The 21,266-nt window shown below is 55.7% G+C and carries 21 protein-coding genes and 1 tRNA gene; 9 read left to right on the top strand and 13 right to left on the bottom strand.

The window, feature by feature from the left end:
* Nucleotides 1–449: alanine--tRNA ligase-related protein (locus B2310_RS06755; protein WP_290729868.1), on the bottom strand; the 449-nt coding region annotated here is incomplete at its 3' end.
* Nucleotides 450–857: 408 nt separating this feature from the next.
* On the opposite strand from B2310_RS06755, the gene pflB reads away from it, so the two are divergent.
* A complete protein-coding gene (gene pflB / locus B2310_RS06750; protein ID WP_173382905.1) occupies nt 858–3,119 on the top strand; it encodes a formate C-acetyltransferase in 2,262 nt (753 codons plus the stop codon).
* A 91-nt stretch (nt 3,120–3,210) separates the two neighbouring features.
* Here the strand turns inward: pflB and B2310_RS06745 are convergent, their stop codons facing one another.
* From B2310_RS06745 to B2310_RS06720, 6 genes are read right to left on the bottom strand one after another with little or no spacing between them, the layout of a single operon-like run.
* A complete protein-coding gene (locus B2310_RS06745) occupies nt 3,211–3,669 on the bottom strand; it encodes a hypothetical protein (protein ID WP_290729866.1) in 459 nt (152 codons plus the stop codon).
* 3 nt (nt 3,670–3,672) lie between these two features.
* Nucleotides 3,673–4,824 (bottom strand): glycosyltransferase family 2 protein, encoded by a 1,152-nt coding sequence (locus B2310_RS06740; RefSeq protein ID WP_173366089.1) that lies wholly within the window; start codon nt 4,822–4,824, stop codon nt 3,673–3,675.
* A complete protein-coding gene (locus B2310_RS06735) occupies nt 4,821–5,312 on the bottom strand; it encodes a thioredoxin family protein (protein WP_290729864.1) in 492 nt (163 codons plus the stop codon). Before B2310_RS06735 ends, B2310_RS06740 begins: the two co-directional genes overlap by 4 nt.
* Nucleotides 5,309–5,650: a hypothetical protein gene (locus B2310_RS06730; RefSeq protein WP_290729862.1), complete on the bottom strand. Its 342-nt coding sequence runs from the start codon at nt 5,648–5,650 to the stop codon at nt 5,309–5,311. The genes B2310_RS06735 and B2310_RS06730 overlap by 4 nt, the downstream gene beginning before the upstream one ends.
* 26 nt (nt 5,651–5,676) lie before the next feature.
* Complete coding sequence (gene ftsY, locus B2310_RS06725; RefSeq protein WP_290729860.1) at nt 5,677–6,597, bottom strand: signal recognition particle-docking protein FtsY; 921 nt, start codon at nt 6,595–6,597, stop codon at nt 5,677–5,679.
* Nucleotides 6,597–7,178, bottom strand: coding sequence for an ATP-dependent Clp protease proteolytic subunit (locus B2310_RS06720; protein ID WP_072809322.1), 582 nt, complete (start codon nt 7,176–7,178; stop codon nt 6,597–6,599). Before B2310_RS06720 ends, ftsY begins: the two co-directional genes overlap by 1 nt.
* Nucleotides 7,179–7,274: 96 nt before the next feature.
* Here B2310_RS06720 and B2310_RS06715 point away from each other — a divergent pair, with 96 nt between their 5' ends.
* From B2310_RS06715 to B2310_RS06680, 8 genes are all read left to right on the top strand, one after another.
* Entirely contained in the window at nt 7,275–8,039 is a 765-nt protein-coding gene (locus B2310_RS06715) for a type I 3-dehydroquinate dehydratase (RefSeq protein WP_173381142.1), read from the top strand.
* A gap of 121 nt (nt 8,040–8,160) precedes the next feature.
* Nucleotides 8,161–8,625 carry a PTS sugar transporter subunit IIA gene (locus tag B2310_RS06710; protein ID WP_173366093.1) on the top strand — a complete coding sequence of 155 codons (465 nt, stop codon included), beginning with the start codon at nt 8,161–8,163 and terminating at the stop codon, nt 8,623–8,625.
* 50 nt (nt 8,626–8,675) lie between these two features.
* A tRNA-Val gene (locus tag B2310_RS06705) sits at nt 8,676–8,750 on the top strand.
* A 103-nt stretch (nt 8,751–8,853) separates the two neighbouring features.
* Nucleotides 8,854–10,146 carry a TolC family protein gene (locus B2310_RS06700; protein WP_290729858.1) on the top strand — a complete coding sequence of 431 codons (1,293 nt, stop codon included), beginning with the start codon at nt 8,854–8,856 and terminating at the stop codon, nt 10,144–10,146.
* A gap of 204 nt (nt 10,147–10,350) precedes the next feature.
* Nucleotides 10,351–11,868: an esterase gene (locus tag B2310_RS06695; protein ID WP_290729856.1), complete on the top strand. Its 1,518-nt coding sequence runs from the start codon at nt 10,351–10,353 to the stop codon at nt 11,866–11,868.
* Between the two features lie 192 nt (nt 11,869–12,060).
* A complete protein-coding gene (locus tag B2310_RS06690; protein WP_290726102.1) occupies nt 12,061–13,584 on the top strand; it encodes a T9SS type A sorting domain-containing protein in 1,524 nt (507 codons plus the stop codon).
* A gap of 310 nt (nt 13,585–13,894) precedes the next feature.
* Complete coding sequence (locus B2310_RS06685; protein ID WP_173381139.1) at nt 13,895–14,275, top strand: Hsp20/alpha crystallin family protein; 381 nt, start codon at nt 13,895–13,897, stop codon at nt 14,273–14,275.
* Between the two features lie 174 nt (nt 14,276–14,449).
* Nucleotides 14,450–15,340: a DUF58 domain-containing protein gene (locus B2310_RS06680; protein ID WP_073115520.1), complete on the top strand. Its 891-nt coding sequence runs from the start codon at nt 14,450–14,452 to the stop codon at nt 15,338–15,340.
* Between the two features lie 3 nt (nt 15,341–15,343).
* On the opposite strand, the gene B2310_RS06675 is transcribed toward B2310_RS06680, so the two are convergent.
* From B2310_RS06675 to B2310_RS06650, 6 genes are all read right to left on the bottom strand, one after another.
* Complete coding sequence (locus tag B2310_RS06675; protein ID WP_290729853.1) at nt 15,344–15,982, bottom strand: CatB-related O-acetyltransferase; 639 nt, start codon at nt 15,980–15,982, stop codon at nt 15,344–15,346.
* A gap of 14 nt (nt 15,983–15,996) precedes the next feature.
* Nucleotides 15,997–17,961 (bottom strand): GTP-binding protein, encoded by a 1,965-nt coding sequence (locus B2310_RS06670; RefSeq protein WP_290729851.1) that lies wholly within the window; start codon nt 17,959–17,961, stop codon nt 15,997–15,999.
* A gap of 70 nt (nt 17,962–18,031) precedes the next feature.
* Complete coding sequence (locus B2310_RS06665; protein ID WP_290729849.1) at nt 18,032–18,949, bottom strand: hypothetical protein; 918 nt, start codon at nt 18,947–18,949, stop codon at nt 18,032–18,034.
* A 120-nt stretch (nt 18,950–19,069) separates the two neighbouring features.
* Nucleotides 19,070–19,738 (bottom strand): fibrobacter succinogenes major paralogous domain-containing protein, encoded by a 669-nt coding sequence (locus B2310_RS06660; RefSeq protein WP_290729847.1) that lies wholly within the window; start codon nt 19,736–19,738, stop codon nt 19,070–19,072.
* Nucleotides 19,739–19,764: 26 nt separating this feature from the next.
* Complete coding sequence (locus B2310_RS06655) at nt 19,765–20,424, bottom strand: TatD family nuclease-associated radical SAM protein (protein WP_173381133.1); 660 nt, start codon at nt 20,422–20,424, stop codon at nt 19,765–19,767.
* An 11-nt stretch (nt 20,425–20,435) separates the two neighbouring features.
* Entirely contained in the window at nt 20,436–21,266 is an 831-nt protein-coding gene (locus B2310_RS06650; RefSeq protein WP_290729845.1) for a pyridoxamine kinase, read from the bottom strand.

The raw sequence follows: 21,266 nt of genomic DNA, 5'->3' as shown, positions 1-21,266 counted from the left end.
TCCGGGAGGCCGGACACGTCCTTCCAAATCTGCCAGGCTTCGTCATCGTCCTGGTACACGGTGGCAAACAGGCGTTCCTTCGGGAGCTTCCAAACTTCGGTCAAAAGTTCCCAAGCCCAGGCGATGGCTTCTTTCTTGTAGTAGTCGCCGAAGCTCCAGTTACCGAGCATTTCGAAGAAGGTGTGGTGGTAGTTGTCGCGGCCCACCACGTCGAGGTCGTTGTGCTTACCGGACACGCGGAGGCACTTCTGGCTGTTGCATACGCGTTTCCAGCCCTTCGGATTGTCGCCCAGGAAAATCGCCTTGAACTGGTTCATGCCCGCGTTCGTGAACATGAGCGTCGGGTCGTCATGCGGAACCACCGGCGAAGAACGCACAAAGAGGTGGCCCTTGGATTCAAAGAACTTGATGAAAGATTCGCGCACCTGCGCAGAAGTCATAGTAGGCATAATGTGTCCCTTTTATTTTTCGGGCGTAAAGATAGAAATTTCATTCAAAAAAAAGAAACCCCCGGACAAGTCCAGGGATTCCTTTAGGAGGAGAACATTTAGTATGCCTTAAAAATACACATTTTTTTTCCTCTCAACGTAAAAAAAACGTAAATTTCCAAACCAGACTGTATCAACAGTATCACATATCCAAAACTTCGCATTTCAATATATCATTATGGTTCAACAAGTTACAAAAAAAAGACATTTCCCGGTTGCAAATTTATAATTTATTGTTTATATTTGTAATGATTACAAAAACAAGAAAACCGAGAAGCAAGGCCCGTAACACCCCAGAACTGCCCTTTCTTTTTGGTAAATTTGGAAAAAACAAGGACTTTTTGAATAAGGATGCAAAGAAGGTAAAGCATGATTGTCAAGGAAGAATGGGATGGCTTCGTAGGCCAGCGCTGGAAAGAGGACATCAACGTCCGCCTGTTTATCCAGAAGAACTACAAGCAATATGACGGGGACAAGTCGTTCCTCGTAGGGCCGACAGACGCTACAAACAAGCTCTGGAACAAGGTCCAAGACTTACAGAAGCAGGAGATTGCAAAGGGCGGCGTGCTCGACATGGACACCGACGTGGTTTCCAGCCTCACGAGCCACAAGGCAGGCTACATCGACGACGCCATGAAGGACCTCGAAAAGATCGTGGGCCTGCAGACGGACAAGCCCCTGAAGCGTGCGTTCATGCCGTTCGGCGGCATCAAGATGGCCGAAGAATCGTGCAAGAACTACGGCTACACGCCGAGCGAAGAACTGCACCACATCTTCACGGACTACCACAAGACGCACAACCAGGGCGTGTTCGACGCGTACACCCCGGCCATGCGCGCGGCCCGCAAGGCGCACATCATCACCGGGCTTCCGGACACCTACGGTCGCGGTCGAATCGTGGGCGATTACCGCCGCGTGGCACTCTACGGCATCGACTACCTCATCGAGAAGAAGATGGCCGACAAGGCCCTCACCGACGAGACCGACATGTCCGAAGAAGTCGTCCGCCAGCGCGAAGAACTCGCCGAACAGATCAAGGCGCTCCAGGGCATGAAAGAAATGGCAAAAATCTACGGCTACGACATCTCGCAGCCCGCGAAGACCGCCCGCGAAGCCGTGCAGTGGCTCTACTTCGGATACCTCGCCGCCATCAAGACACAGAACGGCGCCGCCATGAGCGTGGGTCGCGTTTCCACGTTCCTCGACATCTACATCAACCGCGACATGCAGAAGGGAATCCTCACCGAAGAGGAAGCCCAGGAACTCGTCGACCACTTCGTGATGAAGCTCCGCATGGTGAAGTTCGCCCGCATCACGAGCTACAACGAACTCTTCAGCGGTGACCCGGTGTGGGCGACCCTCGAAGTCGCAGGTATCGGCCAGGACGGACGCCACATGGTAACGAAGACGGACTACCGATTCCTCCACACGCTCGTGAACATGGGCCCCTCGCCCGAACCGAACCTCACGGTGCTCTACAGCCCGCGCCTGCCCGAGAACTTCAAGAAGTTCGCCGCCGAAATCTCGGTGAAGACAAGCGCCATCCAGTACGAGAACGACGACACGATGCGCCCCATCTGGGGTGACGACTACAGCATCTGCTGCTGCGTGTCCGCCACGCAGACCGGCAAGGAAATGCAGTTCTTCGGTGCCCGTGCGAACCTCGCGAAGACGCTCCTCTACGCCATCAACGGAGGCAAGGACGAAGCGATTTGCAAGGGGCAGCAGATTGGCCCCGAGTACCCGCCCATCACGAGCGAATACCTCGACTACGACGAGCTGGTGCACAAGTTCGACCTCTACCTCGACTGGCTTGCCCGCCTGTACGTGAACACGCTGAACCTCATCCACTACATGCACGACAAGTACTACTACGAGGCAGCCGAGATGGCACTCATCGATACCGACGTGCGCCGTACGTTCGCGACCGGCATTGCAGGTTTCAGCCACGTGGTCGACAGCCTCTGCGCCGTGAAGTATGCAAAGGTGAAGGTCATCCGCGACAAGGAAACGGGACTTGCCCAGGATTTCCAGATCGAAGGCGATTTTCCACGTTACGGAAACGACGACGACCGCGCCGACGATATCGCCGTGTGGTTGCTCAAGACGTTCATGGCGAAAATCCGCCAGAACCCCACGTACCGCAAGTCCGAGCCGACAACCAGCATCCTCACTATCACAAGCAACGTTGTCTATGGCAAGGCGACTGGCACGCTCCCAGACGGACGCAAGGCAGGCGAACCGCTCTCCCCGGGTGCGAACCCGAGCTACGGAGCCGAAAAGAACGGCCTGCTGGCAAGCCTCAACTCGGTGGCGAAACTCCCCTATGAATACGCCCTCGACGGCATCAGCAATACGCAGACCATCAACCCCGCCGCACTCGGAAGCAATGACACCGAACGCACGGAAAAGCTCATGCAGGTGCTCGACGGCTACTTCGGCAAGAGCAGCCACCACCTGAACGTGAACGTGTTCGGCATCGAAAAGCTGAAGGACGCGATGGAGCACCCGGAGAAGGAAGAATACCAGAACTTCACTATCCGCGTATCCGGCTATGCGGTGCGTTTCATCAAGCTTACGCGCGAACAGCAGCTCGACGTGATCGCCCGCCAGGCTCACGGCGTGCTGTAATAACGCTTATCGCAATTATCAGGAAGCCCCCGAAAGGGGGCTTTTTTCGTGCAAACAGATTCCGGTTTGCAAAAATGGGAAGGCAATCTCGTTACAGCTCTATCAGGACACCTATCTGCAAGAAGGCGTACCCGTGCCCATCGTGGTTGAGAAATTCGTAACCGCCCATGACCAGGATGGAAGAATAGTCGCCGTTCTTGATATCGACGCCGCCGCCCGCACGCCAGAACATCTGGTGGCGCTCACCTATCATGTATCCGACATCGCCCGTCGCGACCGGGAGCACCTGCCGCCCGATGGGGAGGCGCACCCACAGACTGCCAGAAAGCGGAACGTAGCCCACGTTATCAAGCTCCTGGTAGCCGCCGCCAAACCCCACAAAGAGCATCTGGTCGATAGGATACCACAGGTGCCCGTAAAAGCTCATGTTGAACTTCGAGAGTTCACTCACATGGTTTACAACTCCACCCTGAACATCCATCGTGAAGGCGTTCGCCGGAATCGCGGCAAACGCAATCGCAAACAAAATAGCAGTCAGGAATTTTTTCATAAGCTACTCGTCGCTGCGGGCTTCGCGAGCCCAGCCGCCGCTCTTTTCGCGGGAGAACGAAAGGAAGAACCCCTTGAGGAGAGCGAAATTCATCGACATGAAATAATAGGCGCTGGGTACGGCCTTAGTGACGCAAATGAGGAACGCGAGCACAAGGAGACCGAACGACACCTGGTAAAACAAGCCCAGGGGTAGCAGCAGTGCATTCAGCACGAACAGGAGGATAATGATATGCGGGGAGAACCAGCGCAGAATCTTGTGCGAAAAGAAGAGGTAGGCAAGCAGCGGCCTGAACGGGTTCAGGAGCGGCAGGTAAGAAAGCAGGTAGTTGAAGTTCGCCCGCCCGATACGCACCTTGCGGCGGAACTCGCCGCTCCCTTCCTTCGACGTCTGCTCCGTTCCGATGGCGCTCGCGACAAACGTGCAGAAATAACCTTTCTGGAGAATCTTCGTCGTAATGAAGAAGTCGTCCATGACGCTCTTCTTTACGGGCAGTTCCGTATAGAGTTCCCGGCGGATGGCATAGAGGGCGCCGTTACCGCCGATGAGCCGGTCCAGGATCCCCTCGAATTTCTTGATTTCGGATTCCAGGTCCCAGTACGAACTTTCGCCCTGTCCAAGCATGGTCCCGCTCTTGTCCGAAAGAATCAGGTGACCGCAGGTGCAACCGATTTTCTTGTCCTTGAAGGGTTCCACCAACTTGCGGACCACGTTCGGGAAAAACATCGTGTTCGCGTCACAGAATACAAGGATATCGCCCTTCGCAATTTTCTGCAGACGGTTGAGCATCGCCGCCTTGCCCGCGTTCTTCGGCGCCTTCACGAGGGTAATGCCCTTGTCGGCGTAGCGCGCGACAATCTCCGCGGTGCGGTCGGCAGAGCCATCGTCGCCAATCAGCACCTCGAGTTTTTCCTTGGGATAGTCGATTTCGAGGATATTCTGGATTTTCCTCTCGATGACGCCTTCCTCGTTGAACGCAGATATGAGGAGCGAGACATTCGGCAATTCGAAATGTTCGTCTATGTGGCGACGGCGGCGTTTGAACAGTTCACTCACGAACGGGAGCGTCACCGGGAATATCCCGTAACAAAGCGCAAGCAAGAAGAACAGCACCCAGTAGGCAACCTGTATGTAAAAAAGGACCTGTTCGTTCATCGCTTGCTCCATTCCTCTTCCTTCGCCAAAAACTGGTACAGGAGAGACTGCATTTCCTGCGGACTCATGGAATCCGTCACTGTCAATATAGAAAGCCCCTTGGGAGCGAGCAGCACGAACGACGGCAAAGTGCTCAATTCCCACACCTGGGTCATGCAATCCTTCACAATCTTATGCTCGCCGTCACACGCAATCTTTTCCTTGGATTCCACGTCAAGCTTCACCGCATAGAACTTGTCGTTCAGGAGAGAGGCGACCGTCGAGTCGGAATAGACGTTCGCATCCATGACTCGGCAAGGGAGACACCAGTCCGCATACAGGTCCACGAAGATGAGCTTCGGATTCTGTTTCGCCTTTTCGAGGGCCTTGGAATAGCTCATCCAATGGACTTGGGGCTTCTGCATGGGCACGGCCGACAATGCCGGAACCGAAGGGACCAGCAGAACCGCACAGACGAGGCCAGCGATGGAGAGGCGGCGCGGGCTCACTTTTTCTTCCCCTTTTTCTTGTCATCCTTGGGCTGTTTCGGAATCCCAAGCAGGGAATCGACATGTTCCACCACGGCCTGCTGGAACGGGACCCAGCTTTCGGGATTTTCAAGCACCTTGTCGCAGGCAGCCGCAAACGACTCCGTGTCGTAGCCGTATTTCTGAAGGATAGTCCGGCGCGCCAGTCTCACGTTCGGAGCCTCCTTGCCATAGGCCTGTTCGGCCATCCGCACCTCGACGAACGCCTTCACCAGTTTCTTATCGACCGAAGGGGCATCGTCGGAGCAGCCCGCCAGGAGCGCAAATGCGCAGCATAGAGGAACAAGGAATTTTCGCACCGGCAACGCCATCGCAATCCGCTCCGTCAGTTTTTCTCTTCCAGCGCGTTCTCGAAAAGGCCTTCCACGTATTCGGCCTTGCTGAAGGGCACCAGCTGGTCGATGCGCTCGCCCATGCCAATCCAGCGGATGGGAATCTGGAGCGAACTTGCGATGCTGAGCACGGCACCTCCACGCGCAGTCCCGTCGAGCTTGGTGACCACGAGGCCCGTCAGGGGGAAGCTCTGGTTGAAAATCTTCGTCTGGTTGATGGTATTCTGTCCGGTGTTCCCGTCTATCACGAGCCACATGTCGTGCGGAAAATCCGGGTTCACCTTTTTCACCACGCGGACTATCTTCTTGAGCTCTTCCATCAGGTAGTCCTTGTTGTGCAGGCGGCCGGCGGTATCAATCAGCACCACGTCGCACCCGCGGGCGACGGCGGCCTGGCACGCGTCAAACGCGACGGCTGCCGGGTCACTCCCTTCCTGGTGCTTCACGAATTCTGCACCGCTACGCTCGGCCCAAGTTTCCAGCTGTTCGATGGCCGCGGCGCGGAACGTGTCGCAGGCCGCAATCATCACCTTCTTGCCTTCGCCTATCCAGCGGGCGGCGAGCTTGCCAATCGTAGTCGTCTTGCCGGCGCCGTTCACGCCAATCACGAGAACCACGTGCGGCTTGCCCTTGAGTTCAAACAGCGGCGGGTCCTTCAATAAGCGCTCCGCCTCGCTCCGCATGATGTCGAGCACCTGCTCGGTGGTGAGCGACTTGCCCAGCGCCTGTTCACGGAGGGCATCCGTCAGCAGGAACGCGGCTTCCACGCCCACGTCTGCCTTGATCAGGTGTTCCTCGAGTTCCTCGAGCGTGTCGTCGGTAATCTTGCCCGCGCCGACAATGCCCTTGAGTTCGCCCATGAGGGCGTCGCGCGTCTTTGCAAGACCGCTCTTGATGGCAGAAAAAAGTCCCATTATACCAAGCTCTCGACCTTGTCGACCAGGCCGTAGGCCTTGGCCTCTTCGGCACTCATGAAGTTGTCGCGTTCGGTGTCGCGGTCGATTTCCTCGATCGTGTGGCCCGAGGTCTCGGCAAGGATCTTGCCCGTGATGCCGCGGATACGCAGCATTTCTTCGGCCTGGATCTGGATGTCGCTCGCGGGAGCCACAATCTCGCCGTGAATGAGCGGCTGGTGAATCATGATGCGGGCGTTCGGCCATGCGACGCGCTTGCCCTTCGCACCGGCAGTGAGGAGGACCGCCCCCATCGAGGCAGCCTGGCCGCAGCAGACCGTAACCACGTCGCTCTGGATGGCGTTCATGCAGTCGTAGATGGCGAGACCGCTAGAAATCACGCCGCCCGGGCTGTTGATGAAGAACACGATGTCTTCGTGGTTCAGGGAATCCAGGTACAGAAGCTGCTTCACGATGCGTTCGGCGCTCTCGTCATCGACACCGCCCCACAAGAAGATGCGGCGTTTGGAAGCGAGGAACTCTTCCGCCTTCTTCATCATTTCCGGAGTCTGGTTTTCTTTCTTTTCGTTGCAATCGGCCATAATAAATCCTTTTTGTTCGGGTATAATTTAGAAATTTCATTTTATTATCGTCCCGGAAGCACGGATTGTAAAGCGCCAAATTCCTATATTTAACGCATGCCCGCGAGCAACGAAAAAATCCTGGTCGGCCTCATCGGCCCCGAAGTCCTCTCCGCCATCGAAGAAGACTCCATGAACCCCGTGTTCCTGGACATCGAGGCATGCAACGCGCTCGAAATCCGCTACGACTTCTTTCCCGAAAAGGAATGGCCCGCGCTTTCAAGGCGCGTGAAGAAGATTGCCCCGGGCGCCATGCAGGTAGGCACCATCCGCCTGGAACGGGACGGCGGCAGGTTCCCCGACAAGGACGCGTACTCGCGCATCCCGCTCTGGTCAAAGATTCTTGCCGAAGGCGATGTGCCCGAATGGCTCGACCTGGAGCAGGACTGCCTGTACGACTTCAAGAACCTCAAGAATCTCGCCGACCTCCGCAAGACAAAGATTCTCGTATCGCAGCACAATTTTTTGCGCATTCCGAACCTGCAGGAACTGGACGACTTCGCCCGCGACTGCCTGCGCATGAAGGCCGACGGCCTGAAGATTGCCGCCATGAGCAACAGCGAAACCGACTGCGAGCGCCTGTACAAGTTCGCGCGCATCCATTCGCAGAATTTCGAGCTCTTCGCCGCGTTCGGGATGGGCGAAACGGGCAAGGCGAGCCGCATCTGGTCGCTCAAGGAGGGGGCGAACCTCACGTACGGGTCAATCGGGCAGGCGCAGGCCCCCGGCCAGGTGGACGTTGCGCACATGGAAAAGGCCATCAAGGCGCTCGAAGACCTGAATTCGCCTTTCGAAACTGCAGATTTGCTGTCAAAATTCTAATAATTCGACATTTCGGCCCCTCTTCGCAGGGTCCAAAAATTATTTTATGAATACAATCTCGAAATTTGTGTTAAATTTTTCTAAAATATAAGTTTGGTGGGATAGAATAAGGAAAAACAAAATGCGACTTTCTGAAAGATTCGTAGACAACTGCATCTTGATCAACTCCGCGAGCAAGACGAAGGAGGACATCCTCAACGAGCTCGTCGACACGCTCTGCAGCGCCTACAAACTTGAACACCGCGACGAGATTTTCGAAGCCGTCTGGAACCGCGAGCAGAGTCGCTCCACCGGTATCGGTTGCGGGCTGGCCGTCCCCCATGCAAAGATCGACTACGTAGACCGCATGTGCATGGTGGCCGCCACTGTCGAGAACGGTCTCGACTTCGCTTCCTTCGACGGCGAACCGGTCTACCTGCTCATCCTCATCGTGAGCCCGGGCAACACCGTGGGCCCCCACCTCAAGGCGCTGTCTTCCGTGAGCCGCCTCCTGGCCGACGGCAACGTGCGCAAGGACCTCATCGCCGCCAAGACCCCGGCCGAGTTCCTTACCATCCTCCGCGGCGCCGAAGACAAGTACCTGTAGTCACCCCTTGACAAGGTCAAGCACCTTTTTTATATTTGCGCTACCATTTTGGACGGTTAGCTCAGTTGGTTTAGAGCGCTGCTTTCACACGGCAGAGGTCACTGGTTCAAATCCAGTACCGTCCACTCGAAGAGGTCCGGCATCGTCCGGGCCTTTTCCGTTTCTGTTTTTTTTATCTTATACACCCCGGACACGCAACGCACCGTTGCATCCGCGCATCTAAATGGCATGAACAACAGAAAGGCTATCATTCTCGCGACCCTCATGACGGCAACCCTCGCCCAGGCCGACACCTGGACGCTTGACGCATGCCTCAAGCAGGCGAAGGAAAAGAGCCTCTCGCTCGAGACCGCGAAACTCCGCGAACAACAGGCCGAAATCAACATCAAGCAGGCAAGCATCGGCAACCGCCCCACCGTTTCGGCCAGCATCCAGAACACGCTCTACGACCACCCCTTCGTCCACAACGAAGACCACTACCGCCTGAGCCTCGGAATTTCGGGCTCGTACACGCTATGGGACGGCGGGGTGAGCGGCGCCACCGTCGAAGTGAACCAGCTCAAGAAGCAGTCCGCCGCACTCGCCACAAAGCAGACCGAACGCAGCATCCAGGAAGGCGTGCTGAACGCCTACATGAGCCTGCTCGCCGCACAGGAGAACCTTCGTACCGCAGACGCATCCGTGGAACTCTCGCAGGCGGAATTCGAGCACTACGGCAAGCTTTTCGAGGCGGGCTCCATCACCAAGAAGGACCTCACGCAGAGCCAGTCCAACGTGTTGCAGAAGCAGGTGGCGCAACTCTCGGCGCAGCTTGCGGTAAGTACCGCGAAAACATCGCTCCGGCAGCTGCTGGAACTGGGCGACGACGCCGAATTCGACATCTCCGCACCGGAATCTTCCATCGCCTCCCCCGATTCTCTCGAACCGCTACCCGCGCTCGCCGACCTCAAGAAGGCGGTCAGGGAGCAGCACCCGGGCCTCAAGTCCGACAGCATCTCGGTTCGCGCGGCGAAGAAGAACACCGAGGTCGCGGGCAAGGGAAGTTCCATCACGGTAACGCTCGGGGCAAACTCCAGCACGGGCCTCCAGGCTTGGGAGTCGGGCGCATACGGCGACCAGCTCAAGTACGGCTGGCAGAATTCCGTATCGCTCGGCATCAACATCCCCATTTACGACGGTGGGTCCACAAGCAACAAGGTGCTCCTCGCGCAGGTCAGCGAATCGGAAGCGCAGCTCGGCATGCAAGAGACCGCAAAGAACCTCGAGAACAACATCGAGAAGCTCTACCTGAACGCGGTGAGCGCCGACATGCAGTGGAAGGCGGCAATACTCCAGGTGGAAGCCGAGAACGAGGCGCTCCTGGTGGCCGAGGAACAGCGGAACGCTGGCGCCCTCACCTACACCGACTACCTCACCCAGAAGAACAACCTCGAGAAGGCGCAGGTGACGCTCGTGAACGCGAAATACACAAGCCTGCTCGCCCGTAAGGTGCTCGACCTGTACCAGGGCAAGCTGGACTAGTTCCAAGGCACCGAAAAAAGTTCAGGAACGCCGGAAAAAGCGGCGTTCTTTTTTTCATGTTTTTCTTTTTTTCGCGTTTCGATTCTCAAAATAGCGTGGACAATTTATCCATAAACTAAAATTTACATGCAGTGGATTTAAACATAAATATGGGTAGATTTGAGGGTGGAGTATTGGGATATTCTAAAAAAAGGAGAGTTGAAGATGAAGAATCTTCTGGTTATTGGAGTAGCCCTCGCGGTATCTGCCGCATCCGCATACACCCTAAGCGGCACCGTCACCGACGGTAGTATAAACGGCCCCGCCATCAGCGGAGCCAAGGTCCAGCTTCTCAAGGAGAACAAGACCGCGACAACAGATGCGGAAGGCAAGTTCACCATTCACGAAGACGAACAGGATACAATTACCCCGCCGCCCGACGCGCTGCACCCCATGCAGGCCCCCGGCTACATCAGCATCAATTCGGGAATCCTCTCTTACTCCCAGAACGGGGGCAACCCCATCCAGGTCAAGATTTTTGACGCCATGGGCAACAACGTGTTTGGCCAGACCCTCTATGGCGCAGGCCAGGTGGACCTTTCCTCCGGAGTGAAGGCGAAAGGAACCTACTTTGCGAAGGTTTCCATGGGCAGCGTGAAGCAGACCATCCGCTTCAGCGCAAACGGAACCTACACCAATTCCTTCGATAGCAAAGGCCGTGCCCTGCTGAAGGAAGTCCAACCGGGAGAAAAACTCATCATCTCCGCCGACGGCTACGACACGCTCTCCATGGCGCTCAGCACGCTCGACACGAATCTCAACATTTTCCTCAACAAGATAACCAGCGGCGAAGAACAGTTCACCTTCGGCTACGCCCTGAAGAACGAACCGCGTCCGAGTAAAGGTTGCGGCACGACGTCAAAGCTGCAGAAGACCAAGAGCGTCGAAAACGGCGACCGCTTCGAAATGAGAGTGGGCAGCGACAACCGCGAATACTTCATCACGCTACCGAAGAACTACGACAACAAGAAACCTTACAAGCTGCTCTTCGCCATGCACTGCATGGGCTCTAACGCCGAGGACTTCGTCCACCACTATCCGGACCAGGACCATCCGTCTCCGTACTACGGCCAGCAGAAGCTTGATACGGAAGGCAACTACATCTTTGTCGCCCCGCGTGGCGATACCGATGGCATGCCGTGGAGTGTCAGCAGCGACAAGGACCACAAGTTCATTGACCAGCTGATTACGACTCTCGAAGAGAATTACTGCATCGATACCACCCGTATCTTCATGACGGGCTTCAGTTTCGGCGCCATGGTCACCAACTCCATGGCCCAGGACATGCAGCACCGCCTGCGCGCCGTGGCCGTGTATGCAACGGCCGACTACAATATCTACCTGCCGCAGAACAAGGGCAAGCCTATCGCCTGGATGGCCGTGCACGGCAAGAACGACGGCACCTGCCAATACAACCGCGCTCGTGACAGTGCACTCAAGCGCATCCTCAAAAACAACGGTAAGGCCGATGCAGATGGCAACTTCACCGATGCCAGCGCAGAAAAGCCGAAGGAAGTCGGCGGCGCCGGCCACCTCTGCTATGATTTCACAACCGTCGACGAACGCTTCCCGGTCAAGTTCTGCAGCTGGAACGGTCAGCACCAGTGGACCGCCTACGACAACGGCAACTGGCAGAACACCTGGGTGCCCGAAGAAGTCCGCAAGTTCTTCGAACAGTTCTAAAGAGTACCTCCATAACCAACCCAAGCGGTCCCCCTTCATCGGGGGGCCGTTTCTTTATCCCTGTAAATTTGTTTTTGTAGACAATTCATCCATGAATAGGGCGGGCGAGCACACGACATTTCATATGTCACGATTTAGATTAGTTTATTGCAAGGTGTAGTTCCTAATAGTTTTTTGGGAAAAGGAGTGTTCATGACAATCAAGGGTTTCAGTCTTTTCACGGCAGCATGCCTCTTCGCATTCTGCGGGACCGTTTCTGCATATACCGTATCGGGAACCGTTTCCGATGACCAGGGCAAAGCCATCAAGGGCGCCACAGCGAGCCTCCTCAAGGAAGGCAAGACCGCTACGACCGACGACCAGGGCAAGTTTACCATCCACGAGGACGAGGAAACGGGAATCAGGCCGGTTACAGGCGCCACCGCCGGCTACATCGGCATAAGCAACGGAATCCTCTCTTATGCGCAGAGCGGCAGCAAGCCCGTCGAGGTCATGATTTTCAACTCGCTCGGAAACCGGGTGTTCGCCCAGACCCTCTATGGCGCAGGCCAGGTGGACCTCACCTCCGGCGTGAAGGCCAAGGGCACGTATTTCGCCAAGGTGACCCTGGGAAGCGCGACACAGACCCTCCGCTTCAACGCGAACGGCTCCTACACCAATTCCCTCGACAGCGAAGGCCGCGCCCTCCTGAAACAGGTGCAGCAGAGCGAATCCATCCGCTTCGTGGCCGAAGGCTTCGACACGCTCACGGTCCCCCTCGGCACTCTCGACACCACGCTCGATGTCAAGCTCGTAAAGACCGCACCCCAGTTCAAGTTCGGCTATGCAATCGGTAACGACCCCACGCCCAGCAAGGGCTGCGGCTCCAATTCCAAGCTGCAAAAGGTCAAGAGCGTCGAGAACGGCGACCAGTTCCAGATCCGGGTAGGCAGCGACAACCGCACCTACTTCGTCACCCTGCCCAAGAACTACGACAACAAGAAGCCGCACAAGGTGCTATTCGCGCTGCACTGCTACGGCAGCAAAGGCGAAGACTTTGTGCACCACGACCCCGACTACGACCACCCCACGCCCTACTACGGCCAGCAGGTGCTCGACAAGAACGGCGACTACATCTTCGTCTCTCTCGATGCGATTGGCGGCCTATGGAGCAAGGGCCAGGCCGACCATGACTTTTTCGCCCAGACACTCACCACCCTGAACGAGAACTACTGTATCGACACGAGCCGCGTGTTCATCACCGGGTTCAGCTACGGAGCCATGTTCAGCTACTCGCTGATGCAGGACATGCAGAGCCGGGTCCGCGCAGCGGCCACCTACGCCGTGGCCGACTACAATATTTGGCTGCCCGAGGGTAACGCGATGAAGAACCTGCCTATCGCCTGGATGAACGTGCACGGCGTGAACGACGACCGCTGCGACTACAACCGCGCCAAGAACAGCGCACTGCCGAGAATCCTGAAGAGGAACGGCAAGGCCGATGCGAACGGCGACTTCACCGACGCGAGCAGCGAAAAACCGCAGGAAATCAGTGGGAACACCGGCCACGTGTGCTACGATTTCAAGAAAGTGGACGAACGCTTCCCCGTCAAGTGGTGCAGCTGGCCCGGAAACCACCAGTGGACCGCCCACGACACGGGCAACATGAGCATCGGCTGGAACTGGGAACAAACCTGGGTGCCCGAAGAAGTCCGCAAGTTCTTCGAACAGTTCTAAAGAGTACCTCCATAACCAACCCAAGCGGTCCCCCTTCATCGGGGGGCCGTTTCTTTTTTACTTCTGCGACTTTTCAAAATGATAAATGCCGGCGTTTCGCACGTGAAACCGGCATGTTTTTTTATGAAATAGGCTGCCATGGTTTTGGCACGGCTTTAGCGCAAAACTGTCGATTTTCTTCGAAAAATGGCAGATTTTCGTTTCCGGATGCATCAGTCACCCGTTTTGGCACGGAGTTCGCTTATAGTAGTGCGAAGACAAAAAACAATGGGTTCCCGCCAAAAGGGCCCGCAACAAAAGAGGTAAAATTATGATCAACGCACAGATTCTCCCGACCGCATTCTATGGCATCCAGAACTTCCTTGACAACTTCAACGCCGAAGCCGCCAAGGGCGAATGCACCTACACGCCGAAGGCCGACTACTACGAGACCGAAAACGGGTTCGCATTGGAAGTCGAGCTCCCGGGCGTGAAGAAAGAAGACATGGACATCCAGGTCGAAAAGAACATCATCACCGTCAAGGCGACGCGTGTCCGCAGCAAGGACGAGAAGTTCACCTTCGAGCGCAGCTTCCGCTTGGCCGACGACATCGACACCGAGAACATCAAGGTATCGCTCGAAAACGGCATCTTGAAATTCGACTTGTCGAAGAAGGCCCAGGCCGCAGCCCGCAAGCTGACCGTCGGCTAATCGATTAAGAATGTACTCCAATCGTTGTTCTCCTTAGAGGGCTCCCGGTTTACGCCGGGAGTTCTTTTTTTGGACTTTCGCGCACGAATTTTGTATATTCACATGAGAAAATGGAGATGCCCTGTCATCCTGGAGGCCAAAGGCCGATAGGATCAAGGCGGGCATGACAAAATAATGCTTGATAAAGAAGTTCTAAAGACCGTGAGCCGCATCGAACTCAGCGTTCGCGGCACGCTCGACACCGTGATGACCGGCGCCTACCACAGTTCGTTCAAGGGAAACGGTATGGAGTTCAGCGAGGTCCGCGAGTACATGCCGGGCGACGACGTGCGTACCATCGACTGGAACGTGACCGCTCGTACCGGCACGCCCTACGTGAAGAAGTTTATCGAAGAGCGCGAAATGACCATGCTTTTGATGGTCGACGCCTCCAGTTCTTCGGAATTCGGTTCCGGCAAGCAAATGAAGGGCGAAGTCATGGCGACCCTCACAGCGCTCCTTGCCTTTGCCGCCATCAAGAACAACGACAAGGTCGGCCTGCTCATCTACACCGACCAGGTCGAACTGTTCATCCCGCCGGAGAAAGGCCGCAAGCACGTATTGCGCCTCATCCGAGAAATCCTTTATTTCAAGCCGCAGCATCACGGCACCAACACGCAGGTGGCGCTGGAATATGCCGGCAAGATTCTGAACCGCCGCGCCGTGGTCGTGGTGATGAGCGACTTTCTGGACGAAGGTTTCGAGAACGCGTTCAAGATTTTGCGCAAGCGCCACGACGTGCTTGCGGTATCGGTGGTGGACCCGCGCGAAATGGAACTGCCTCCCGCGGGACTCGTGGAACTCGAGGACCCCGAAACCGGCGAGACGCTCCTGATTGATACCGGCGATGCGGCATTTCGCGAGGCGTTCGCCCGCGAGGCAAAGCGCCAGGGCAAGGCGACCAAGGAACTGTTCCAGCGCATGTCGATTGACTTCGTGCGCATCGAGACGCACGACGACTTCAAGGAAACCGTCGCCCCGCTTATCGAGCACTTCAGGCGCCGCGCGAAAGCCGCGAGAATGTAGGACTTACACCATCCTTTTTTTCAACTCCCGCTTTACGGCCTCCAAATCGCCGTTCGTCAGCAAGGGAATCAACGCGTTGATTTCTTCAACGGGTTTGTTCCACCATTTGAACTTTAGCAGCAGCGAAGTCAATTCGCCGTCAAAGCGGTGACGGATTGTTTCAGCAGGATTCCCGACCACGACCGCGTAGGGTTCCACGTTGCTGCCGACGACGCTGTTTGCACCAATGATGGCACCGTCGCCAATATGCACGCCAGGCAAAATAGTCGCGTTCTGCCCAATCCACACGTCGTTCCCAATGACGGTATCGCCCTTGAACGGCATGTCGCCAGCGGCAGGCGGTTTCATGTTCCAGCCTTCTAGCGTGTAGAACGGGAATGTGGAAACGGCGTTCATCTGGTGGTTCGCCCCGTTCATTACAAATTCTACGCCCGCGGCAATCTGGCAGAACTTCCCGATAATGAGCTTGTCGCCGATAAAGTCGTAATGGTGCGTCACGTGGCTTTCAAATTCCGAGTCGGCGATGTAGGTAAAATCCCCGACGATGATGTTCGGGTTCTTGATGGTAGGCTTGACGTAGATTTCCTTGTCGTAGCCAGCAATCGGGTGGACTGTATTTGGATTGGGGATTTTATTGTTCATAGTCTAAATATATATCAAACCGTCGCAGGCTTGTAACCAAGCAGTTTCATGCTGTAGAGCGCAGTGCCCTTGCTGATGCTGCGCACGCCGGTAGCGTAACCGAAGATTTTCCGCAGCGGCACATCCGCCTTCAAGAAGTGTATCTTGCCATCACCGCCGATTTCCTTCACCTTGCCGTCGCGGGCCTGGATATCGCCGGTGACAAGACCCGCAAAGTTCACGGGGCATTCCAGCGAAAGTTCCATGATGGGCTCGTAAAGTTCCACATCGGCAGGCTTGATTAGCTTGGTCACTGCATCGGCACACGCCTTCTTGATCATGGGCGGCAAGGCCCCCTCGGTCCATGTAAATTCATGGACTTCGAAGCAAACACCGACAAGGGCTCCCTTGCCAAGGATTCCCACCTCGGTTGATTCCAGGAGAGCCGAACGGACGCCCGCCAGAATTTCGCGTGGAGCCGTCTCAAGGAACTCAGCAGAAAGTCGGATGTCATGAGCATCGCCATCAAGCGGGGAAGCGGAAAGCTTGATGGAAATCCTGTGGGGGCCAAGCTGGAAGGTATTTTCGACAGGGCCCACGTTACGGCACAGGCGCTCCTGCCAGCGGACTTCGGGGCTACCTGCTTTGACTTCGCAACCGAATTCGCGCTTGAGGCGGGCAAGCAACACATCGAGCTGCACCTCGCCCACAGTATGCAGGTACCAGAATCCGCCATCGTCCTTCTGCACGCGGAAACTGGGATCCATGCGGCCAAGCGTATTGAGGCTCTTTTCCACATGGTGGTAGTCTTCAGAGCCGAGGCATTCCACGCGCGTCTGCAAAAGCGGCTGGTACTTGTCGCGGATGGAGGTCGGCATGTCATCGTCGGACGCCGCTTCGGCCTGCGGCGAGGGCGAAGTGCCATCCGCATAGATGACCTGTCCGAGTTCTGTCTCGAACGGGGTGCGCATCGCGTAAATATCGCCCGAACGGATTTCGTCGACAGGCTGCAGCAAGTTCGCCTTGAGGCGCGAGAACTCAAAACCCGCGGGCCACTCCTTGCGTTCCATGTCCGTATGGCTGCGGAATAGCGAAATTTCGCCCACGCCCTTGAAATGGCGCAAGCGAATCACCTGTCCGAGTTCACCATCGGCAAACACGGGCGGTTCGGGCAAGAAGAAAGAAAGCGCTGTGACAAGGCTCCGCACGCCGTAGCCTTCCATTGCAGAACCCGCATAGCAGAGCGCAAAATCATCGCTATTGGCAAGCGCCTTGAGGCCTCGCAGCAGCGTCTTGGGCGGAACGCGTTTACCATCAACGGCAAGCTTCAGCACCTCGTCGTCGAAATTGCTCGCGAACTCGGACGCTTCGACATAATGCTTTTTCAGTTCCTGGGAACCGTCCCATCCGTCTTCGACATTCCAACCGTCATCGACCACTTCCTCGCCCGTTTCCGAATGGACGAGTCTGCTCTGGCTGAGCACATCGAGCACCCCCGACATACGGCCGTTCTCGTATTGCGGAAGTGTCATCAGCACCGGACGCACGCCCAGGATTTCTTCGATGTTGATGAGAGTTTCGTCAAGCGAATAGTCGGGATTATCCAGCTTGTTCACGAACAGGATGGTTCGCACTCCCGCCTCGCGCAACTTTTTGAACGCGGCGACCGTCTGCGTTTCGACCCCGCTTGCCGCACTCACCACGAGCACGGCGCCTTCCACGGCCGAGAGCGCCATGTCGACTTCGGCACCGAAATCCACATGCCCCGGCGTATCGATAAAGTTGAACCAGGTGTTCTTCCACTCGAAGTGCGCGACTCCGCTCTCGATGGTGATGCCGCGTTCCTTTTCTTCGGGCATGTAGTCCATCGTGGCAAGGCCCTCTTCGACCTTTCCCGGCCTGCGCACCTCGCCCGCCGCAAACAATATACGCTCGGAAAGGGTCGTCTTTCCGGCATCGACATGCGCGAGTATAGCAATGTTGCGGACAGATTGCGGCATCGTTTCAAATCTAACAAAAAAAGAGATTCCCCATTCCGGGGAATCCCTTTATCAAGCTTTGCCGTTTAGACTACTTGCGGATCTTCTTCGACATCTTGTTGAGGAACTTGGCAAATTCCTTGCCGCTCCTCTTTTCGACCTTCTTGCCCTTGAAGAGCGGGGCGTCCATGTAGAAGTCGTCGAGGAGGTTGTCGAGGCAGCGGAGGCTCTCGGTTTCGAGGCTGTAGCTGTAATCGTTCATGTCGAAGCGGAGGCCCGGTTCGGCTTCTGCGTCAATCAGGAAGTCATCGTAAGCGGCCTTGCAGTCATCTTCATAGAAGGCAAAACGGAGCGTTTCGGTGAGGTCACACTTGTTGCCTTCGAACGAAATGGAGTAAGAAACGGAAGTCGGCTTGTTGGACACGAGCTTGATATCTACGCCAGCAGCAGTGACCGTATTGCAGTTGTAACTTACCTGGTCATTTGCGTTGATCTTGAGGAAGTCCATGATTTCGTCGGCGAAATCGAGATCTTCGACCGGGCATTCCGTGTTGATGAAGCCTACGCTAGCATAGGTGTCGTAGCCGATAACGAAACCGCTGATGGCATCCTTGTTAATCTGGTCGGCCTGGTAGATACGGCCTGCCGGATACGGATTGCTCATGTCGGCATCATAGTACATGCCGAAGCTTGCAGCACCAATCATCATTTCGAGAGAGTCACGAGAGGGGTAATCATAGAAGGTGACGACATATTCCTTCTGATTGTCGGCCTTCCAGACGAGTTCATAATTCTCTTCCTTACAGGTCGAGGAATAAACGGTTGCCTGACCAGCACCGTCAGACCAAGTGTAGGCCATCAGGTCCTTGATATAGTAATCCTTGGGAAGCTGACCAAGAGATACCGGAGTGTCAGAGGGTTCGCTAATTTCGGTGTTATCCGTTACCGTAATTTCACAGCCTGCGCAAAGCAGGAGGGAACCAAGGAGGGGGAAAAGTTTTTTCTTCATATGTTCTTCCTTTTTTTGTGTTTCCATAAAAATAAATAAAAAAAGAAACATTGCGATGCTTTAACCCAAAAAACGTTGTAAAAGCGATTGAAATTTTACAATAAAGCAAGGAAAAACGCTCTATTTGACGCAACGCACCGAAAAACCGAAAACTTTTGATTTCGAAGTGTAGCCGAAAGCCATCGACTTGTTCGTGAGGTACCAAACGCGGGCTTCGCCCTGCCCGATATCTTCCAGAGCATCGTCGGCACTCCAGAAAAAGGCGAACTTGGCAAGGTTGCCGTAGGTGGCGTCGTCAAAGCGATTGCCGGCAGGCATGGCACCGAACTTGAGCGTATCGTTGCCGTTGGTGTCGCCCTTCCATCCATAGTTTGTCTTGAGCAGGTAGCCTGCATTGTAGTCGCCACCGGCTGCGTTCCAGAGGCTCTCGAAATCTTCGTGCTTCGGCAGGCGGAAACCGGAAGGGCACGCACTGCGGGCGGCATCCCACGTGTAGAGGCGGCCATAAGCCATGCAGTTGTTGTCGTCGTCATCGAAGCAGAAACTGCCTTCGGACTCGAAATTCAGATTGTCGCCGAACCAGGTGCGGTCCCCGATTTTCACGAGGCGGTAGGTCTGCTTGTCGCGCGGGTCCTTGAACTCGAGAGCCTTGGATTTAGAGGCCGTTTTCGCGGGCTTCGACTTTGCGGACGATGCTTTTGCTGGTTTAGATTTTGCGCCGGACTTCGCCGCAAACGAATTCGTGCAGGCAAGCGCCACCGCCAAACACATTACAATCAAACGCAACATCAGCATTCTCCGCACCGAGTTAGCATTTACTCCTCGAACGGACGCACGCGTAGCGTGACGCCGAGTTCATCGCACAGTTTGCGGCAAATCTCGATCTTTTCTTCGGGCATCACCTTCTCGACGACGGTCATGACGACGTTCTTCACGTGGGCCTTCGCTAGCACGGCGAATTCCTTGAGCGCATCGTAAGACTTGATGCCGAACTTGGAGCGCGTGAGTGCGAGGAATTCTTCGGCGTTGGGGGCGTTCAGCGAAATGGAAACCGTGTCGAAGCGGCCTTCGAGTTCGGGCGTGATATCCTTGCCGTGGATCAGGTTCGCAAGGCCGTTCGTGTTCACGCGCACCTTGAGCTTCGGGTACTTCGCCTTGAGCCGATCAATCACCTCGCACACGTCGTGCAGGCGTTCGAGCGGTTCGCCGAACCCGCAAAAAACCAGGTCGTTGATTGCGTTCAGGTCGTATGCGTCGAAAATTTCCATCACGCGCTCGACGCTCGGTTCACCTTCCTTGAGCCAGAGCGAATTGCCTTCCATCATCTTCTTCGTCTGGCGCAGGCAAAACACGCAACTGCACGGGCAGCGGTTCGTCATGTTCACGTAGATGTTCTTGCCAGCAATGTCGCCGCTGTTCGCGATATCCAAATAGCCGGCCTGGCCGACTTTTCCTGTCACGGTATAAACTATCATTTGGCCCCCCTTTAATCTTCTATGAGGTCGCGAAGGTACATCTCGACGCTCAGGCCCCAGTGTTCGGGAACATTATTTTGTACACAATATTCAATACACTTGGACGCGAATTCGGCAGCCTTCTTCACCGACTCGTAAAAATCGTGGCCGTTCAGGTACATACCCGCGATTACCGCGCTTATCACGTCGCCCGTTCCGCTGCGGTCGCCACCGATGCGGTCGGCCATCACAATTTTCGGTTCTTCGCCCCTGCTATAAACGAAATTCATGATCTGCTTACTGCTGTAATGGACGCCCGTCACCACGATGTGTTCAGGACCCTGCTCGGCAAGTGTTTTGCACATGTTCTCGATTTCTACCGGAGTGAGTTTCCCGTCGCGGTAATCGGAACCTGTAAGCGAGCAGAGTTCGGTGAGGTTCGGCGTGAGGATGTCGGCGTAATGCACGAGCGCGCGCATCTTTTCGCAAAGTTCCGGCGTGTACGTGGTGTAGAGCCTGCCGTAGTCGCCCATCACCGGGTCGACAAGCGTGAACACGCCCTTCTTCTTGAAAGTCCTGATGAAGTCGATGACGATGTCCACCTGCTCTTCGGAGCCGAGAAAGCCCGTCGCGATGGCGTCAAAACTCATGTCCAGGTCCTTGTAGGTCTGGATGTAGTCGCGCATTTTGGAGGTGTAATCGTCAAAGAAATACTTGGGGAACTGCGTATGCGTAGAAAGTATTGCCGTAGGTACCGCGACCGCCTGGATTTTCATGGCCGAGATGACTGGCGCCATGACGGCGACCGAGCAGCGGCCGAATCCGGTGATATCGTTGATGAGGGCAATCTTCTTCTGTGGCAT

The sequence above is a fragment of the Fibrobacter sp. UBA3629 genome, from assembly GCF_002374005.1.
Taxonomy (GTDB): Bacteria; Fibrobacterota; Fibrobacteria; order Fibrobacterales; family Fibrobacteraceae; genus Fibrobacter.
The sequence above is the reverse complement of the archived record's forward strand: the minus strand, read 5'-3'. Positions and strand labels throughout refer to the sequence as shown.

Bases quoted from the DNA above. Each gene is read 5' to 3' on its own strand.
- B2310_RS06690 (WP_290726102.1), top strand. From the start codon at position 12,061: ATGACAATCAAGGGTTTCAGTCTTTTCACGGCAGCATGCCTCTTCGCA.
- B2310_RS06695 (WP_290729856.1), top strand. From the start codon at position 10,351: ATGAAGAATCTTCTGGTTATTGGAGTAGCCCTCGCGGTATCTGCCGCA.
- B2310_RS06680 (WP_073115520.1), top strand. From the start codon at position 14,450: ATGCTTGATAAAGAAGTTCTAAAGACCGTGAGCCGCATCGAACTCAGC.
- B2310_RS06715 (WP_173381142.1), top strand. From the start codon at position 7,275: ATGCCCGCGAGCAACGAAAAAATCCTGGTCGGCCTCATCGGCCCCGAA.
- B2310_RS06665 (WP_290729849.1), bottom strand. From the start codon at position 18,949: ATGAAGAAAAAACTTTTCCCCCTCCTTGGTTCCCTCCTGCTTTGCGCA.
- B2310_RS06720 (WP_072809322.1), bottom strand. From the start codon at position 7,178: ATGGCCGATTGCAACGAAAAGAAAGAAAACCAGACTCCGGAAATGATG.
- B2310_RS06660 (WP_290729847.1), bottom strand. From the start codon at position 19,738: ATGTTGCGTTTGATTGTAATGTGTTTGGCGGTGGCGCTTGCCTGCACG.
- B2310_RS06740 (WP_173366089.1), bottom strand. From the start codon at position 4,824: ATGAACGAACAGGTCCTTTTTTACATACAGGTTGCCTACTGGGTGCTG.
- B2310_RS06650 (WP_290729845.1), bottom strand. From the start codon at position 21,266: ATGCCACAGAAGAAGATTGCCCTCATCAACGATATCACCGGATTCGGC.
- B2310_RS06700 (WP_290729858.1), top strand. From the start codon at position 8,854: ATGAACAACAGAAAGGCTATCATTCTCGCGACCCTCATGACGGCAACC.
- B2310_RS06685 (WP_173381139.1), top strand. From the start codon at position 13,895: ATGATCAACGCACAGATTCTCCCGACCGCATTCTATGGCATCCAGAAC.
- B2310_RS06710 (WP_173366093.1), top strand. From the start codon at position 8,161: ATGCGACTTTCTGAAAGATTCGTAGACAACTGCATCTTGATCAACTCC.
- B2310_RS06745 (WP_290729866.1), bottom strand. From the start codon at position 3,669: ATGAAAAAATTCCTGACTGCTATTTTGTTTGCGATTGCGTTTGCCGCG.
- B2310_RS06670 (WP_290729851.1), bottom strand. From the start codon at position 17,961: ATGCCGCAATCTGTCCGCAACATTGCTATACTCGCGCATGTCGATGCC.
- ftsY (WP_290729860.1), bottom strand. From the start codon at position 6,597: ATGGGACTTTTTTCTGCCATCAAGAGCGGTCTTGCAAAGACGCGCGAC.
- pflB (WP_173382905.1), top strand. From the start codon at position 858: ATGATTGTCAAGGAAGAATGGGATGGCTTCGTAGGCCAGCGCTGGAAA.
- B2310_RS06655 (WP_173381133.1), bottom strand. From the start codon at position 20,424: ATGATAGTTTATACCGTGACAGGAAAAGTCGGCCAGGCCGGCTATTTG.
- B2310_RS06675 (WP_290729853.1), bottom strand. From the start codon at position 15,982: ATGAACAATAAAATCCCCAATCCAAATACAGTCCACCCGATTGCTGGC.